The organism is Mariniluteicoccus endophyticus, assembly GCF_054780035.1.
In genome coordinates, this window is sequence record NZ_BAAGXC010000010.1 from 75,391 (window position 1) to 90,524 (window position 15,134).

Annotated in this window: 24 protein-coding genes; 22 read left to right on the forward strand and 2 right to left on the reverse strand. The window is 69.7% G+C overall.

Going from position 1 to position 15,134, the window contains the following annotated elements; all coding sequences use genetic code 11:
- Nucleotides 1-2 precede the first annotated feature (2 nt).
- Nucleotides 3-647, reverse strand: a complete 645-nt coding sequence (locus ACYVGD_RS03220; protein ID WP_460741545.1) for a hypothetical protein — start codon at nucleotides 645-647, stop codon at nucleotides 3-5.
- Nucleotides 648-838: 191 nt separating this feature from the next.
- Here ACYVGD_RS03220 and ACYVGD_RS03225 point away from each other — a divergent pair, with 191 nt between their 5' ends.
- The 14 genes from ACYVGD_RS03225 (at nucleotide 839) to ACYVGD_RS03290 (ending at nucleotide 8,026) form a co-directional block, all read left to right on the forward strand.
- Complete coding sequence (locus ACYVGD_RS03225; RefSeq protein ID WP_460741546.1) at nucleotides 839-1,117, forward strand: helix-turn-helix domain-containing protein; 279 nt, start codon at nucleotides 839-841, stop codon at nucleotides 1,115-1,117.
- A 21-nt stretch (nucleotides 1,118-1,138) separates the two neighbouring features.
- Nucleotides 1,139-1,942, forward strand: a complete 804-nt coding sequence (locus ACYVGD_RS03230) for a phage antirepressor KilAC domain-containing protein (RefSeq protein WP_460741547.1) — start codon at nucleotides 1,139-1,141, stop codon at nucleotides 1,940-1,942.
- Nucleotides 1,943-1,969: 27 nt separating this feature from the next.
- On the forward strand, nucleotides 1,970-2,314 hold the full coding sequence (locus ACYVGD_RS03235; protein ID WP_460741548.1) for a hypothetical protein: 345 nt from the start codon (nucleotides 1,970-1,972) through the stop codon (nucleotides 2,312-2,314).
- Nucleotides 2,307-2,726, forward strand: coding sequence for a hypothetical protein (locus tag ACYVGD_RS03240; protein ID WP_460741549.1), 420 nt, complete (start codon nucleotides 2,307-2,309; stop codon nucleotides 2,724-2,726). Before ACYVGD_RS03235 ends, ACYVGD_RS03240 begins: the two co-directional genes overlap by 8 nt.
- Nucleotides 2,726-3,505 carry an Lsr2 family DNA-binding protein gene (locus ACYVGD_RS03245; protein ID WP_460741550.1) on the forward strand — a complete coding sequence of 260 codons (780 nt, stop codon included), beginning with the start codon at nucleotides 2,726-2,728 and terminating at the stop codon, nucleotides 3,503-3,505. Before ACYVGD_RS03240 ends, ACYVGD_RS03245 begins: the two co-directional genes overlap by 1 nt.
- Nucleotides 3,505-3,801 carry a hypothetical protein gene (locus ACYVGD_RS03250; protein WP_460741551.1) on the forward strand — a complete coding sequence of 99 codons (297 nt, stop codon included), beginning with the start codon at nucleotides 3,505-3,507 and terminating at the stop codon, nucleotides 3,799-3,801. Before ACYVGD_RS03245 ends, ACYVGD_RS03250 begins: the two co-directional genes overlap by 1 nt.
- Before the next feature lie 121 nt (nucleotides 3,802-3,922).
- Complete coding sequence (locus ACYVGD_RS03255; protein WP_460741552.1) at nucleotides 3,923-5,278, forward strand: ParB/RepB/Spo0J family partition protein; 1,356 nt, start codon at nucleotides 3,923-3,925, stop codon at nucleotides 5,276-5,278.
- The gene (locus ACYVGD_RS03260) at nucleotides 5,275-5,568 is read left to right on the forward strand and encodes a hypothetical protein (protein ID WP_460741553.1); all 294 of its coding nucleotides are present in this window, start codon (nucleotides 5,275-5,277) and stop codon (nucleotides 5,566-5,568) included. The genes ACYVGD_RS03255 and ACYVGD_RS03260 overlap by 4 nt, the downstream gene beginning before the upstream one ends.
- Nucleotides 5,565-5,909 carry a hypothetical protein gene (locus ACYVGD_RS03265; protein ID WP_460741554.1) on the forward strand — a complete coding sequence of 115 codons (345 nt, stop codon included), beginning with the start codon at nucleotides 5,565-5,567 and terminating at the stop codon, nucleotides 5,907-5,909. Before ACYVGD_RS03260 ends, ACYVGD_RS03265 begins: the two co-directional genes overlap by 4 nt.
- Before the next feature lie 225 nt (nucleotides 5,910-6,134).
- Nucleotides 6,135-6,326, forward strand: a complete 192-nt coding sequence (locus ACYVGD_RS03270; RefSeq protein WP_460741555.1) for a hypothetical protein — start codon at nucleotides 6,135-6,137, stop codon at nucleotides 6,324-6,326.
- Nucleotides 6,323-6,604 (forward strand): hypothetical protein, encoded by a 282-nt coding sequence (locus ACYVGD_RS03275; RefSeq protein ID WP_460741556.1) that lies wholly within the window; start codon nucleotides 6,323-6,325, stop codon nucleotides 6,602-6,604. Before ACYVGD_RS03270 ends, ACYVGD_RS03275 begins: the two co-directional genes overlap by 4 nt.
- A complete protein-coding gene (locus tag ACYVGD_RS03280) occupies nucleotides 6,601-6,942 on the forward strand; it encodes a hypothetical protein (RefSeq protein WP_460741557.1) in 342 nt (113 codons plus the stop codon). Before ACYVGD_RS03275 ends, ACYVGD_RS03280 begins: the two co-directional genes overlap by 4 nt.
- The gene (locus ACYVGD_RS03285) at nucleotides 6,939-7,367 is read left to right on the forward strand and encodes a hypothetical protein (RefSeq protein WP_460741558.1); all 429 of its coding nucleotides are present in this window, start codon (nucleotides 6,939-6,941) and stop codon (nucleotides 7,365-7,367) included. The genes ACYVGD_RS03280 and ACYVGD_RS03285 overlap by 4 nt, the downstream gene beginning before the upstream one ends.
- Nucleotides 7,364-8,026 carry a hypothetical protein gene (locus ACYVGD_RS03290; RefSeq protein WP_460741559.1) on the forward strand — a complete coding sequence of 221 codons (663 nt, stop codon included), beginning with the start codon at nucleotides 7,364-7,366 and terminating at the stop codon, nucleotides 8,024-8,026. Before ACYVGD_RS03285 ends, ACYVGD_RS03290 begins: the two co-directional genes overlap by 4 nt.
- 143 nt (nucleotides 8,027-8,169) lie before the next feature.
- On the opposite strand, the gene ACYVGD_RS03295 is transcribed toward ACYVGD_RS03290, so the two are convergent.
- On the reverse strand, nucleotides 8,170-8,727 hold the full coding sequence (locus ACYVGD_RS03295) for an SHOCT domain-containing protein (RefSeq protein WP_460741560.1): 558 nt from the start codon (nucleotides 8,725-8,727) through the stop codon (nucleotides 8,170-8,172).
- A 54-nt stretch (nucleotides 8,728-8,781) separates the two neighbouring features.
- Between ACYVGD_RS03295 and ACYVGD_RS03300 the strand changes: the two genes are divergently transcribed.
- From ACYVGD_RS03300 to ACYVGD_RS03335, 8 genes are all read left to right on the forward strand, one after another.
- Nucleotides 8,782-9,081 carry a hypothetical protein gene (locus ACYVGD_RS03300; RefSeq protein WP_460741561.1) on the forward strand — a complete coding sequence of 100 codons (300 nt, stop codon included), beginning with the start codon at nucleotides 8,782-8,784 and terminating at the stop codon, nucleotides 9,079-9,081.
- 8 nt (nucleotides 9,082-9,089) lie between these two features.
- A complete protein-coding gene (locus tag ACYVGD_RS03305; RefSeq protein ID WP_460741562.1) occupies nucleotides 9,090-9,536 on the forward strand; it encodes a hypothetical protein in 447 nt (148 codons plus the stop codon).
- A 116-nt stretch (nucleotides 9,537-9,652) separates the two neighbouring features.
- Nucleotides 9,653-9,847, forward strand: a complete 195-nt coding sequence (locus ACYVGD_RS03310) for a hypothetical protein (protein ID WP_460741563.1) — start codon at nucleotides 9,653-9,655, stop codon at nucleotides 9,845-9,847.
- A gap of 110 nt (nucleotides 9,848-9,957) precedes the next feature.
- Nucleotides 9,958-10,380: a terminase small subunit gene (locus ACYVGD_RS03315; RefSeq protein WP_460741564.1), complete on the forward strand. Its 423-nt coding sequence runs from the start codon at nucleotides 9,958-9,960 to the stop codon at nucleotides 10,378-10,380.
- Nucleotides 10,328-12,061 carry a hypothetical protein gene (locus ACYVGD_RS03320; RefSeq protein WP_460741565.1) on the forward strand — a complete coding sequence of 578 codons (1,734 nt, stop codon included), beginning with the start codon at nucleotides 10,328-10,330 and terminating at the stop codon, nucleotides 12,059-12,061. The genes ACYVGD_RS03315 and ACYVGD_RS03320 overlap by 53 nt, the downstream gene beginning before the upstream one ends.
- 10 nt (nucleotides 12,062-12,071) lie before the next feature.
- The gene (locus ACYVGD_RS03325) at nucleotides 12,072-13,517 is read left to right on the forward strand and encodes a phage portal protein family protein (protein ID WP_460741566.1); all 1,446 of its coding nucleotides are present in this window, start codon (nucleotides 12,072-12,074) and stop codon (nucleotides 13,515-13,517) included.
- The gene (locus tag ACYVGD_RS03330; RefSeq protein ID WP_460741567.1) at nucleotides 13,514-14,779 is read left to right on the forward strand and encodes a head maturation protease, ClpP-related; all 1,266 of its coding nucleotides are present in this window, start codon (nucleotides 13,514-13,516) and stop codon (nucleotides 14,777-14,779) included. The genes ACYVGD_RS03325 and ACYVGD_RS03330 overlap by 4 nt, the downstream gene beginning before the upstream one ends.
- A 1-nt stretch (nucleotide 14,780) precedes the next feature.
- On the forward strand, nucleotides 14,781-15,134 hold the full coding sequence (locus ACYVGD_RS03335; RefSeq protein ID WP_460741568.1) for a capsid cement protein: 354 nt from the start codon (nucleotides 14,781-14,783) through the stop codon (nucleotides 15,132-15,134).

Below are 15,134 nucleotides of genomic sequence, written 5' to 3' on the forward strand. Positions count from 1 at the left end.
GGTTACGCTCCTGTCTCCGGCCCCTCGGGGTCTGCGTAGGGCGGGTCATCCGGCGCCCCGCCAGGTGTGGGCATCCCGCCGCGCGCGGCCAAGGCGTATCCCGACTGGTCCACACGGTAGGTGTAGCCGGCGGACTCCTTCATTGCCGCGGTCACCACGGTCGCGACGTCGACGGCCCGCAGCGCGTATCCGTCTCCGGGCCAGACCCGGACCTCGACGGCGAGCGATGATCCGTCGGGCCTTCGATCCGACAGGGCTCCTGCCCAGTAGGGTCCCCGCCCCGTGTCGGTGTCGCGGTACTGCACCGAGAGCCACCCGTCCTCGTCGACATAGTTCGAGTCGTCAGCCGGCTGTGGGCGGAACATTGGGGTCGAAGGGGGGGACAGCGGCCTGACCTTCAACTCGTCGTCGTCGCTGGCGAGGAAATCCGCGATGGCCCCATCTCGTAGCTGGTAGTGGTGCTCCAACATCGACAAGGTGGTCGGGGTGTAGTTCGTGCGGCGGCCGTTCTCGATATCGGAGTGGGTGCGGCTGTTCGACCGCTTGAGGACGTCACGGACCCAGGACTCACGGTTGGGGAAGCCCATCTCGACTCGGCGGCTCTCTAGGGCCTTGCCGAGTTTCGTCCATCGTGTCGGAGCAGTCACGTTCCTACCTTCTCGGAATCGAAGTGAATCGCCAAGCCCCGGGATTGTGCGGATTCCTGGCCAGGCGCTGAATCGCCGTCCTGTAACTACGGGCGCGTCATTCCCGTCTGACTAGGGGATACGGTGGCTGAATCACAGTGATTCCTAGTGGCTCCTTGACACGATGCAGATTGATTCATACTGTGACTCCTATGACCGGGAACCCCACTCCTACCCGCCCCACTCAGAACGGATTCGCCATCCGCGCCTTCCGCGAGAAGGAAGGCCGGAGCGTCCAGTGGCTGGCGGACCAGGTGCTCATCACCGCCCCGCACCTACGCAACCTCGAGAACGAGCACCGCAACGCCAGCGACGAACACCTCAACGCGATCGCCCGGGCCCTCGACGTACCAACCGCAGCCCTCCGCCGCATCGACTCCCTCGAACGCGAGCAGCGACGCCTCCGCAAGCGCCCTACCACCAACGCCTGAACCGCACCGGAAGGACCACCGATGGACCAGCACCTCGACCACCACTCCCAGCCGAATCTGTCCCCGTTCGACGCGATCCGCCGTGCTGACGACGCGGGGGAGTTCTGGATGGCTCGTGACCTCCAGCCGCTCATGGGGTACGCCCGCTGGGAGGACTTCGCCAAGGTCACTCGCCGCGCCCACGTCTCCGCCACCAACTCGGGCGCCAGCGAGGGTTTTTCGGAGATCACCGAAGAACTCCGAGGCGGCGGTCGGCCCCGCCAGAACTACCGGCTCAGCCGCTTCGCCGCCTATCTCGTCGCTATGAACGGCGACCCGAACATGCCCGAGGTCGCCGCCGCTCAGGCCTACTTCGCCGTCCGCACTCGCGAGGCAGAGGTCGCTTCCAACCAGCGCGCCCTGCCGCACGACTACGAAGAGGCACTCCTCGCCCTGGTAGACGCCGAGCGGTCTCGCAAGCGCGAGCTCAAAGCACGCGAAGCCGCTCAGGCGTACGCCCGCGAGCTCGAGCCCAAGGCCGATGCGTACGACCAGTTCATGACTGCCGACGGGACGTACGCCATCGGCACCGTCGCCAAGATGCTCACCACCTCTCAGAACAGGCTTTTCGACCTGCTTCGTAACGCCGGCGTCCTCATCGCCAAGGGCCACATGAGGAACACCCCGTACCAGGCGTACATGCATCACTTCACCGTCACCGCCCACGAGTACGAGCGCGCCGACGGCACCCGCGGCACCTCCTACACCACCCGTGTCCAGCCCTCCGGCATCCAGTTCATCAGTCGCAAGCTCGGCATCCCCATCCGCGAGCAGATCACGGCGTGACCATCTCCAACAGACCAAGGACCAGAAATGATGCGCACGACCACCGAACAGCCGCCCGGCTGGGACACCACCGACCTCGACCAGGGCGTCGCCACCGGCCCCGAGATCCGCATGGACGCCGGCGGACCCACGTACGCCGCCGACGACGACACCATCTACACCGCCGCCGTGTACTGGTCCGACGTCGAGGGCACGACCTGGTTCGTCACCGAACCCACACCCTCACCCGACCAGCCGATCCCGGACCACGACATCGTCGAGCACCTCCGCCGCCGCGCGTCCGCCCTGTGGTCCCTCGCCGCGAAGGTCGAAGAGCTCCGCGAGAACCTCCCCGCGATCGAGCAGGCATCCGGGGGTGGCCGCGATGAGTGACCTCGAGCTCGTGACCGTCCGCATGATCTGGGGTGCCTCGACGTCGTTCGTCCGGCAGCCCAACCAGCCCGACGTCCACACCCTCATCGCCGCCCGCGTCCTTGACCTCGCACCGGGCTTCCAGGCGCCCCGCGTCATCGACGGGCTCATCACCGCGCAGGCCGCCGTGTGGCCCCTCACCTCCCAGCGGTACGCCCGTGTCGTCGTCGGCCACTACGACTGCAAGCCGGCCCAACTCGTCGACACCCAGGCTGCAGCCGTCGCCGTGTCCAAGCCCGACAGCACCATCCGCCGCTGGGCGCTCGAGGGAATCCTCCCGCGCGCCGGGAAGGACCAGGCGGGCCGCACGCTCTACGTCCTCTCCGACGTCCACAAGGCCGCCAAGACTCGCGCCCGTGAAGGAGCGCAGTGATGCCCGCGCCGAAGCCCGCCGTCCAGCTCAAGGCGCTCGACGCGCTCATCGCAGGCAAGAGCATCACCGAGACCTGCGGCATCGCGTCCATCAACGTCCGCCACATGGTCCGCCTCGCCCGCGACTGGGGCCACCCGGACCCGGCCTGCCTCGCCGCCGCCCGCTCCCGCGTCCTCGTTGATGTCAACGAAGAACGCCGCCGCAACGGACTCCTCCCGCTGAACGGCCCGACCAGGAAGCCCCGCACCATGACCGCACCCGCCGAACCCACCCCCCAGCTCGTCACCGACCATGAGCCTGCGCATGAGCCCGTCAACGAGCCCGCGTACACCGACCCTGAGCCCGAAGTGCTCGTCACCGACCCCGACCCCGAGGAGCCCAACCCCGCCGAGCAGCCCGACGAGGTGCCCACCCCGGAACCCACCGCCCCGGAGCTGACCATCGACGGCGCCGTCGCTGAACTGCTCGACGCCGGCGACAACGCCTCCCGCCAGCAGACCCGAACGCTCGCCGCGCGCGCCCGGCAGAACCTCCGCGAGCTCCACCAGCTCCTCAACGCCGAACGCGCCGAGAACCGCCAGGCCGTCATCGCCGAGGCCCGCGCCGCCGCCGACCGCATGTTCGCCATCAGCGTCGTCCGAGGACTCATCCCCGCTGAACGCCTCCGCGCCTGGGGCCTCTCCGCCGGGCACAAGGTCTCCACCCGAGGCCGCATCCCCGACACCGTCTGCCTCGCGTACGCCGAGGACCACCCCGAACTCCTCGCCGAGGCGGCCTGATGCGCAAGCCCATCACCTCCGCCCGCGCCTCCACCATCCACGAGCACATCCACGAGGTCCTCGACGAGATCGAAACCCACCTCCGCGACGGCCGCCCCGTCTACGCCACCGCCACCCTCACCGCCCAGGCCCGCCCCGCCGTCATCACCATCACCGACGCCGACACCGAGCTCATCACCCGCACCCGCGGCGTACGGATCTTCGCCCACAGCAAGGGATGGGACCTCCGCCAGCCCAACGGACAGCTCCTCCCGACCCTCACCCACATCGACTACCGCCTCAAGGACCAGCCATGAACGAACTCATCGACGCCCTGTTCGTCAGCATCACCCTCGTCTCCTTCACGACCGGGGGCTCGCTCGCCGCCCTCGAATACCTCCACAACCGCCGCACCCACTGACCGTCAAGGACCAGACCATGCCCACCAAGCCCCAGGCCACGACCAAGGCCGACCCCACCGCCGAGTTCCTCTGGCTCGACCCCCACGACGTGACCGTCGCCCCCAACGTCCGCGCCGACGTCGACCTCGACGCCGACTTCCTCGCCTCCGTACGCCGGCACGGCATCCTCCAGGCCGTCACCTGCCAGCGCACCGTAACCGACGAGATCGAGGTCATCTACGGCCAGCGCCGCACGCTCGCCGCCCGCGAGGCCGGCGTACGCCTCCCCGCGCTCGTGTACCCCGAGCACCTCGCCAAGACCGAGCTCCTCGCCGCCCAGGTCAATGAGAACGAGCACCGGGCCGCGCTCACCACCGCCGAGCTCATAAACGCCGCCGAGCAGCTCGCGCTCGAGGGCCTCACCGACGCCGACATTGCCGGCGCCCTCGCCCGCCCGGCCGAGACCGTCACCAAGCTCCGCGCCGCGGCACGATCCGAAGCCGCCATCGCGGCGTCCAACGAACTCACCCTCGACCAGTCCGTCGTCGTCGCGGAGTTCGACACCGACGAAGACGCCGTCGGTCAGCTCGTCAAGGCCGCGGCCCGCGGTGACTTCGACCACGTCGCCTCCCGCCTCCGAGGCGAACGCGCCCGCGCCGAAGCCGTCGCCAACCTGACCGCCACGCTCCGCGACGCCGGCGTCACCATCATCGACGAGCCCAAGTGGGACGCCGCCGACAAGCCCTCCCGGCTCACGTTCCTACGAACCCCCGACGGCGAGGAGCTCACCCCCGAGAACCACGCCGGCTGCCCCGGCCACGTCGCCTGGGTCGTCCCCGAGTACTACGGAGACGAGCTCGCCAAGGCCACCTACGCGTGCGCCAAGCCCGCCGACTACGGACACGTCCCGACCGGCGGCGGAGGGCGCACCCTAGACCCCGAGGCGGAAGCACGCATCGAAGCGATGCGTCAGGAGCAGAACCGCCTCCGCGCCGCCTGGGATGCCGCCGCCAAGGTCCGCCGCGCATGGGTGAAGGACGCCCTCCTCACCCGCACCAAACCGCCCAAGGGCGCCGAGAACCTCATCCTGCTGTCCCTCGCCATGCTCGACGACTACAGCATCGGCCACCGCGGCTGGATCAGGGAAGAGATGTACGAACGCGCCGGCATCGACAAGTCCAACCCCGCCGCGCTCCTCACACTCACCCCGGCCCGAGCCACCATGCGCGCCCTCGCCCTCGCGCTGTCCATCTGGGAGGACCACTTCTACTACGCCAGCGCCGGCGCCGGCGACAAGTACGTCCTCGCACGGCTAGCCGAGTGGGGCTACGAGCTCTCCGACATCGAACGGGACCTCCTGGCCGACAAGGCCGACAAGGAGGCCGACCGATGACCGGAGCCACAACAAAGGCACTCGAAGACGCCATCGCTGCGGTGGAACGGGTGCGGAAGCTGCACGAGCCCTACGACATCTACGGCGAGTGCGACTGTGAGGACACGTCAAGCGGGCATGTCGAGGTTGAGGAGGTGGGGACCACGTGCAACCTGCTGTACACCGTGTGCTCTGAGTGCTGCGGGGATGATGGGTATCAGCGTGGCGAATGCGCCGACTACCACAACCACCACCCCGATGAGCGATACCACTGCCCCACCATCCGCGCACTCGACGGGGAGGCGCCATGAGTGACCCCATCCAGCAGTTGCGGGAGACCCCCGATCTCGCCGTCGAGGCCCTGGGCCTGACCGCTATCAAGGCCCGCCTCGACGCGGCCACCCCCGCCCCGTGGGGGCTCACCTACGGCGTCAACGAGCGCACCCGCCTGTGGTCCGATGCCACGGGTTACACCGATGACGTGATCGCGCTCGACCCGACGACCGAGCGAGGCACGCCGTCGGCAGACATGGAGTTCATTGCCCACGCCCCCACCGACATCGCCGCGCTGGTGGCGCGAGTGGAGGAACTGGAGGCCCTGCTGGCCGCGATCCGTGACCACGCCGCCCTCGACCAGGAGACGAGCCGATGACCCACCACGAGGACGCCGCCCGCATCATCGCCGCTGGCCTGCGCGATATCGCCGACGCGATCCGTGAGCACGCCCGCTCTGCCCGTGAGTGCTCGGCCGCGCAGCCTTCCGGGGCCTCCAGCTCGAACTGTCCTACGCGCGCCTCCGCGACCAGGCCATCCGGCCCATCCGGCCCGTCTGGGACGCCATCCGCCGTGCCGCCGACCCTGCCATGAGAGGAACCCCGTGAGCCAGCCCGTCACCCACGTCCAGCTCAACGCCGACAACCCGAAGGCCGGCATGACCCTCGCCGAGCTGGCGCTGTTCGTCCAGCAGGCCATGCGTGCTGACACTCCGCCCGAGACCGTCGTGCATGTCGCGATCGGGTTCTCGGCCCAGGTGCAACGCATCACCACCGCCCCCGGGCGGCCCCAGTGAACCGCCACCGCCGGAACAAGCGCCGCGCCACGTTCGGCATCACGCCGACACCCTGGCAGTGCCAAGTCATCGGATCACTCCTGGCTGCCTCCGACACCGCCCGCGCAGTACGCGAGCTCCGCACCCGCGCCGCCTGGCAGAAGATCGCCCAAGCACCCCACCAGTCCCTCGACCGCGCCCACTGCGTCGCCCCCGACCTTCGCGACGCCGTCGCCGGTGCCCGGCGGGAGGTCGGGGTCGTACGCCTGACCCTGACCTTCACCGAGGAGGCGTCGTGACCGACTACGTCTGGACCAGCCCGACTGCCCGTATCAGGCATCGCTGCATGATGTGCCGTCGAGTCATCCTCCCCGGCGAGCCGTACCAGCGCATGGCCGGCCTCGACAGGGGCGAGGCGTGGACCTACAAGGCCTGCGATCACTGCTACCGCGTGGCGTCCGCCTGGAGCCGGCTGCACTGGGAGGACGAGTGGGACGACGAGGCGGTCTTCGAGTGGCTGGAGGAAGATGACCCGGCCCTGTGGGTCTCTATGCGCGCCGGCTGGCGCTATCCCGACGGTGAGCTCCTGCCACTGCCGTTCCAGCCCCGCTGCCAGGAAGGAGAGGTCGCGCGGTGACGCAGGCAACCCACGTCGTCCAGCTCGACGTCCCCAAGTACCTCGTCCTCAACCTCAACGACCGGAGAGACCCGCGCGCCCAGGCCCGACTCGTCCGCGAGCTCCGCACCGCTGCCGCGTGGCACAAGCTCGCCCAGGCCCGCGGCATCCGCTACGAACGCGCCCACTGCCTCGCGGTCCTCACCTTCCCCAACCGCGCCCGTAACCGCGACCCCCACAACTACACGCCCACCCTCAAAGCCGTCATCGACGGCCTCGTGTCCGGGGGACCCGACGCACCAACCCCGTGGCCGCACGGGCTCCTCCCCGACGACAACTCCGCCCACCTCATCGGCCCCGACCTCCGCGACGCCGTCGACCGCACCCTCCCGCTCGGAATCGGCCTCCGCCTCACCCTGACCTTCACCGCCCAGGAGCCCACATGACCACCTCGCGCGCCCTGCTGTTCCTCGACACCGAGACCACCAGCCTCACCAACACCCGCGAGCCCTGGGAGATCGCGATGATCCGACGTGACCCAGACGGCACCGAGACCACCCGCCACCTCTTCGTCGACGCCGACCTCACCAACGCCGACCCCGCATCCCTCGACATCGGCGGCTACTACCGACGCCACCCCATCGGCCGATGGCTCGCCGCACCCACCACCAAGCGCAACCGCCCCGACTTCGGCATCGTGCCGGTCCACCCCGACCGCCCCGACAGCCCACAAGCCCGCTTCGTCACCAGAGCCGCAGCAGCCGCCGAAGTCGCCCGCATGACCCACAACTCCGTCCCCGTCGGCGTACGCCCCGCCTTCGACCTCGCCACCCTCGACGCGCTCCTCGCCCGCCACCGGCTCATCCCGCAGTGGCACCGCCCCATCGACGTCCGCGACCTCGCCGTCGGCTACCTCGCCGCCCGCGGCCAGCTCGACAACATCAACCCGGCCGACAGCAACACCACCGACATCGTCTCCGCCTGCGGCCTCACCACATGGGCAGACAAGCACACCGCCCTCGGCGACGCCCTCCTCGCCCGCACGCTCTACGACACGCTCCTCGCACCCGTTGACACACCCGTTCGATTCGTGAACACTGAATGACAGCGCCACAAGTGCGTCCACTCGACTGGTCCCGAGTGAGACCCAGCGCCCCGGCCATACCTCCAGCAAAGGGCAGCAGGAGGAGGCCCCAACGGCAACACAGCGGCCCCGCACCTCGTGCGGGGCCGCTGCCGTTCAGGAAGTCAGATACGGCCGAGCAACTCCGTCTTCTTCGACTGGAACTCGTCCTCAGAGATCCACCCCTTGTCCTTCATCTCGCCCAGCTTCTCCAGCTGCGCGAAGACATCCTCCGACGACGGCGCGGCCGGCTGCACCGGCGCCGGCGCGGCCTGCTGCTGTGGCGGAAGGCCCTGGTACTGCATCGTTTGCGTGTTCCTCGCCCGCTGCTCAGCCACCCGAGCATCACGAGCCATGTCGTTGATCGCGCGTACGCCATCCTTGAAGTCCGGGAGGTCCTCGAGGATCACCGTCTCGGGGCCGGTCGGCCGGTTCACATGGACCTTCACGGTCCCCACGCCGCGCATCTTCTGCTGCATGGACTGCGATGAGTCCACGTCCGCGACCATGACAAGCGGGACCTGCTGCGAGTCCGTACGCAGCGTCCCCCGCTCGAAGAAGAGGTACTGGCGGTTCAGGCGGACCTTCACACCGCCGATGCCAGTAACTGGCTTGCCGATCGACACCCAGACATCACCGGGCTGGGCGAGTGCGGCACGAGGGTCAACTGGAGGCTGAGTCATGCCACACATCATGACCCAGCGCAGGGCCGCTGCCGGCAGCAGGGTAGGACACCAGTGACCTCCAAGCACTACGGCCGTACGACACGCAACTTCCGCGCGCTCGCGGCGCGGACCAAGGCGGCGTGGCGTGCCCGCGACCTGCCGTGCTGCGAGTGCAGCCAGGCCATCGACTGGGACGCCCCCCGCAACAGCCCGAACGAGGCGACCCTCGCCCACGCCCTCCCCGTGTCCACACACCCACACCTCGCCGAGGACCCCGGCAACATCAAGGGGATCGCCCACCGCGGATGCAACTCCTCGGCGGGCGCCGGCCAGGGGATGCCAAACCTCGGCCCCAGAAGTAACGACTGGTAGGAGACGCCATGACCATCCGCGACCACATCCTCGCGATTCCCGCCGAGACCCTGCTCGCCATGTCCAAGCGGCAGGCTGCGCTCGCGGCCGTGGACAGCGACGACCCCGCTGCTGCACGAGCTGCCATCGAGGCCATCCCGACGTCCACGCAGGACGCTGTGACCGCCCGAGAGCAGGCCCTGACCGCCCTCGGTCCGGGAGCCTCGGTGGACGCTGATCCGACCCCTGCTGAGTCGGCCCCTGCTGAGTCGACCCCCACGGGTACCGAGGATGCGACCGCCCCGCAGGACGCTGTGACGGCCCGAGAGCAGGCCCCGACCGCCCTCGGTTCGGGAGCCTCGGTGGACGCTGAACCGACCCCTGCTGAGTCGGCCCCTGCTGAGTCGACCCCCACGGGTACCGAGGATGCGACCGCCCCTGTCACCGAGGAGCCCCGCCGCCGCGCGAAGCGCTGACGGACCCCCGGAAAAAAATCCACAGCGCGGGCGCCGGCCAAGTGCGCCGGTACTGGGCCATCTCCCCCCCGGGGCCCCTCAGGGGGTTGCGCGCACGCGCGCGCGGAAGGAGTGTCATGAACCGCTACATCGTCGCAGGGCTCCTCGCGGACATCCGCGCGGGGAAGACCGTAATCTTCGCGTCGGAGCGCAGAGAGAACGAGTGGACGTTCCACGAGTGCCTCGCCCAGCTCGGAGAGGACGAGCCGTCCCGCGTGATCCGATCCAGCGGCCGCACGGGCGCGTTCGGCGAGATCATCCGGGGGACGTGACGATGCCTCGTGCGCGGCGGTGCGCAGGCTGCGGGGACAAACTCGCCGCCGAAGCCCACCCCGCACGGAAGTACTGCGAGCCCTGCAGGCCAGCGAAGAAGCGCGGCGGCATGGTCGCACTCGCCGACATGACCGTCGACGACCTTCGCGGCGAGCCCCGCGAGGTCCCCGGCTACGAGGGCGAGTACGTCGGACCCATCTCCGAGCAGCTCGAGGTGTCCATCGCCGCGGCTGGCGACAAGATCACCCCAGCCGACCAAGCACTCGTCCAGGCGGCACGGTTCCTCGCGAAGAAGATCGACACCGAGGACCTCGTTCGCGACCGCGTCCTCACCTTGAGCGCGGAGGCGGGGGAGAAGCCGCCGAACCTGCCGATGGACAACGTCTCGGTCCCCACGTTCCTCAAGTACCTCGACGCGCTCGGCCTCTCACCCGCTGGCCGCGTCCGCATCGAGGGCCAGAAGAAGGAGGACGCGGCGCGTGGCGGCAAGGCAACCAAGCTCAGCGTCCTCCGAGCAGAAGAAGGCGCGTAGCCGCTCCGGCGACCCACGCAAGCGCGACCCGCGCAAACCCCGGGGGAAGAAGCGGTACGGGAGCGAGGTTCCCCGGGTCTACACCCCGCCGCTGCGCGAGCTCACGCGGAAGACGTCTCACGGCTTCGCCGTCATCGACTTCGCCACCGACGTCCTCGAGATCGAACTGCTCCCGTGGCAGAAGTGGCTCCTGATCCACGCCCTCGAGCGGCGGCGCGACGGCGGCCTCCGGTTCCGCAACGTCGTCGTCCTCGTGGCGCGCCAGAACGGCAAGTCAACGTTGTCGCAGGTCCTCGCACTGTACTGGCTGTACGTGCTGCGTACGCGGACCGTGCTCGGGACCGCGCAGGACCTCGACACCGCCGAGGACGTGTGGGAGGGCGCCGTCGAGATCGCGCAGGAGGTCGACGTACTCGCCGAGGAGATCGGCAAGGTCATCCGCGTCAACGGGAAGAAGGCCCTCCTCCTCGAGGGTGGGCAGCGGTATCGCGTGAAGGCCGCCAACCGTCGCGCCGGCCGCGGCCTGTCCGGCGACCGGATCCTCCTTGACGAGCTCCGCGAGCACCAGTCATGGGACGCATGGGGAGCCATCACCAAGACGACGATGGCGCGCCCGGATGCGCAGATCTGGTGCCTGTCCAACGCCGGCGACATGACGTCGGTCGTGCTCCGCTACCTGCGGAAGAAGGCGCACGAGGCGATCGGTGACCCGGACGGCATCAACGCCGCCGACGACGCCGACACTCTCCTCCCCGATGAGGACGACCTCGAGATCATGGCCGGCCACGACGCCGAGCTGGAGGACGTCGACGTCGAAGACATGGAGGTCGACGCCGACGACCTCGGGATCTTCGAGTGGTCCGCCCCGCCGGACTGCGACGTGAACGACCGCGACGCATGGGCGATGGCGAACCCGTCGATGGGCTACACCATCGAGGAACGCACGATCGCGTCCGCGTGCCGGACCGACCCCGAGTGGATCTTCCGCACCGAGGTCCTGTGCCAGTGGTCCGATGGCGGCCTCGAGGGGCCGTTCCCATCGGGGGCGTGGGAACGCTGCGCGGTCGACCTCGACGACGACGGCCTGGTACCCGCGTCTGAGAAGATCGACCCGTCCAAGGTCGACGCCTGCCTCGACGTGTCGTGGAACCGGTCCGCGGCGTACGTCGTGGTCTGCGGCGACCGGCCCGACGGTGTCCCGCAGGTCGAGGTCGCGGCCGCCCGCTACGGCACGGACTGGATTGTCGGCTGGTTCACCGACCCGAAGAAACCCCACCGTGCCGGCTACCGCATCGCGATCCAGCGCGGCTCGCAGGCGTGGTCCCTGAAGCAGGACCTCGAGGACGCCGGCCTCGAGGTGGTCGAGTGGGGTGGCCCGGACGCCTCGACCGCGCTGGGCGGGTTCTACGACGCCGTCCGAGACCGCAATATCCGCCACACCTCGCAGAAGGTGCTCAACCAGGCCGCCGGCACGGCGGTCATCAAGATCCTGTCCGGCGGTGCGTCGGTGATCGACCGCAAGGCATCCCCGCGGGACGCCTCCCCGCTGGTCGCCGCCGTCGGCGCCCGTTGGCTCCACACCAAGACCGAGGCCGCACCGCCGCCTCCGCCCCCGCTGCCGCAGGCGCTCAAGACCACAGACGTGGCCGTCGCCGCCGGCATCGCCACCGCCGGATTCTGAGAGGAGGGCCATGGCCGACATCAACGGGATGCCCCGCACCGAGCGCGGCTACACCTCCAACATGACGGGCTGGTGGAGCACCGACGACGGTGAGGACACCCCCGAGCTGCGGTGGCCGCAGTGCATCGAGATCTACGACCAGATGCGCCGCCAGGACGCGCAGGTCATGTCCGTCCTCCGCGCCGTCACCCTCCCCATCCGGCGTACGGCATGGCGGATCGACCCCGACGGCGCCGACACCGACGTCGTCGAGTTCGTCGCCGACAACCTCGGCCTGCCCATCAAGGGGCAGGAGGCCCGCCCCGTGCTCCGCGCCCGCGACCGGTTCTCGTGGGCCAACCACCTCCGCCACGCGCTCACCATGCTGCCGTTCGGGCACGCTTTCTTCGAGCAGGTCTACCGCATCGACGACCACGGCATGGCACGGCTGCGGCGCCTCGCATGGCGTCCCCCGCGCACCATCGGCGCTGTCGACGTCGCCGCCGACGGCGGCCTGGTCGCGATCGAGCAGAAGGGCGCCGGCGGCAAGTCGCCCCGCATCCCCGTGGACGCGCTCGTCGCGTACGTCCACGACCGCGAGGGCGGGAACTGGCTCGGGCAGTCCCTCCTCCGCCCCGCGTACAAGTTCTGGCTCCTCAAGGACCGCGCCCTGCGTACGCAGTCGCTCACCCTCGACCGCAACGGTCTCGGCGTGCCGGTCTACACCGCAGGCACCCTGCCTGAAGGGCTCACCGGCGAGGCTGCCCAGAAGCACCAGGAGGCCGAGCTGGCCGCCGGCCTCGCGACCGCGAAGGGGCTGAGGTCGGGGGAGAGCGCCGGCGCGGCCGTCCCCAACGGCGGCGACCTGTCCATGAAGGGCGTCGGCGGCACCCTGCCCGACGCCGACCCGGTCATCCGCTACTACGACGAGCAGATCGCCCGCGCCGTCCTCGCGCACTTCCTGAACCTCGGCACCGAGACCGGCTCGTGGGCGCTCGGCTCGACGTTCGCGGACTTCTTCACGATGAGCCTCCAGTCGTACGCCGAGGCCATCCGTGACGTCACCCAGCAGCACGTCATCGAGGACCTCGTCGACATCAACTTCGGGACCGACACCCCCGCGCCCAAGCTCGTGTTCGACGAGGTCGGGTCCAACACCCCCCTGACGGCCGAAGCCATCAAGGCGCTCATCGACTGCGGCGCCATCACTCCTGATGAGGCGCTCGAGGAGCACATCCGCGACCGCAACGACCTCCCCGCACGCGCAGGTTCCGGGCCCAGGCCGATCGGCCCGGAAGCGCTCGCCCAGATGATCCAGAAGCTCTACCTCGGCGTCGGGAAGGTCATCACCGCCGACGAGCCACGCGCCCTCCTGAACGAAGCCGGCGCAGGGCTCGAAGCATCCATGCCTCCCCCCGAACCTGCGCCAGCGCAGGAAGAACCCAAGCCCGACACCACCCCTGAGGAGGGCACGTGACGCACGCCAGCATGGTCAGCCTGCACAAGCCGCCGGCCGACATCGAACCCCGCCAGTGGTTCAGGATCGAGAACAAGGCCGACGACGAGAGCACCGCCGCCGACGTCTACATCTACGACGAGATCGGCGGCTGGTGGGGCGTCCCCGCCCAGGACTTCGTCCGCGAGCTCGCCGCGATCGACACCGACCAGATCAACCTCTACGTCAACAGCCCCGGCGGGTCGGTGTGGGACGGGATCGCGATGCTCAACGCGATCCGCCGCCATCCCGCGAACGTCGTCGCCGTCGTCGACGGGCTGGCCGCGTCCGCCGCGAGCTTCCTCCTGATGGGCGCCGACGAGATCGTCATGGGCCGCAACTCCCAGCTCATGGTCCACGACGCCTCCGCGATCTGCTGGGGCACCGCCGCCGACATGCAGGACATCGCGGACTTCCTCACCAAGGTCTCCGACAACATCGCCGACGTCTACGCCCAGCGCGCCGGCGGCACCGCCGCCGACTGGCGCGAGGTCATGCTCGCCGAGACCTGGTTCACCGCCGACGAAGCCGTCGCCGCGGGCCTCGCCGACCGCGTCGACAAGGCCAAAGAGGCCGACCCCGAGAACCGGTTCGACCTCACCGTGTTCAACCACGCAGGCCGGGACAACGCGCCCGCGCCGAAGATCCCCACCGACTCCAGCCGCGCGCGCCGCGACTGGGAGGGCGTCGACCGTGCCATCACGGCGATGCTCCAGGCCGCCCCCGAGGCAGCCACACCGGCCGAGCCGGTATCCACCACCACCCACGAGAAGGAGGACCCCGTGTCCCAGAAGCTCATCGAGGGTCTGCGTCATCGGCTCGGCATCACCGCCGAGGACCTCACGGAGGACGGCCTGCTGGCCGCGCTCGACGAGGCCCTGCAGGAGCGCGCCGCTGACCAGCCCACCAACGACACCCCCGCCCCCGGCACCGTCGTCATCGACGCCGCGCAGCTCGAGCAGCTCCAGCGCGACGCCCAGGACGGCCGCGACGCCCGCAAGCAGCAGCTGGCCGACCACCGCGCCCAGCTCGTCGAGGACGCGATCCGCGACGGCCGCATCGCCCCCGCCCGCCGCGAGGAGTGGCTCGCGAACCTCGCCAACGACCCCGGCTCGGAGAAGACCCTCGCGTCGCTCCACCCCGTCGTGAACGTCAACGAGGCCGGCTACACCGGCGGCGTCGACGAGGCCAACGACGAGGACTCCCTCTACAACCGCCTCTTCACCAAGAAGGAGGAGAACTGACATGGCAGACCACCTGCTCAAGTTCAAGCCCGGCCAGGCTGTCACGTTCCGTGCGACGACCGACATGACCGGCGGCCAGGTCGTCGAGGTCACCGGCGACCGCGCCTGCGGCGTCGCCGGCGCGGCGTCGAAGAAGGTCCTCGGCACCGTCGGCCACGACGCCAAGACCGGTACCGACGTCGTCGTCCACATGCCTGGCGTCGTCGACACCATGACCGCCGCTGGCGCGATCGCCGCCGGCGACCGCGTCGTCTCCGCAGCCGGCGGCAAGGTCGCCACCGGCACCACCGACACCATCGGCCTGGCCATCTCGGCCGCCGCCGACGGTGCCACCGTCCAGGTCCTCCGGGCCTGA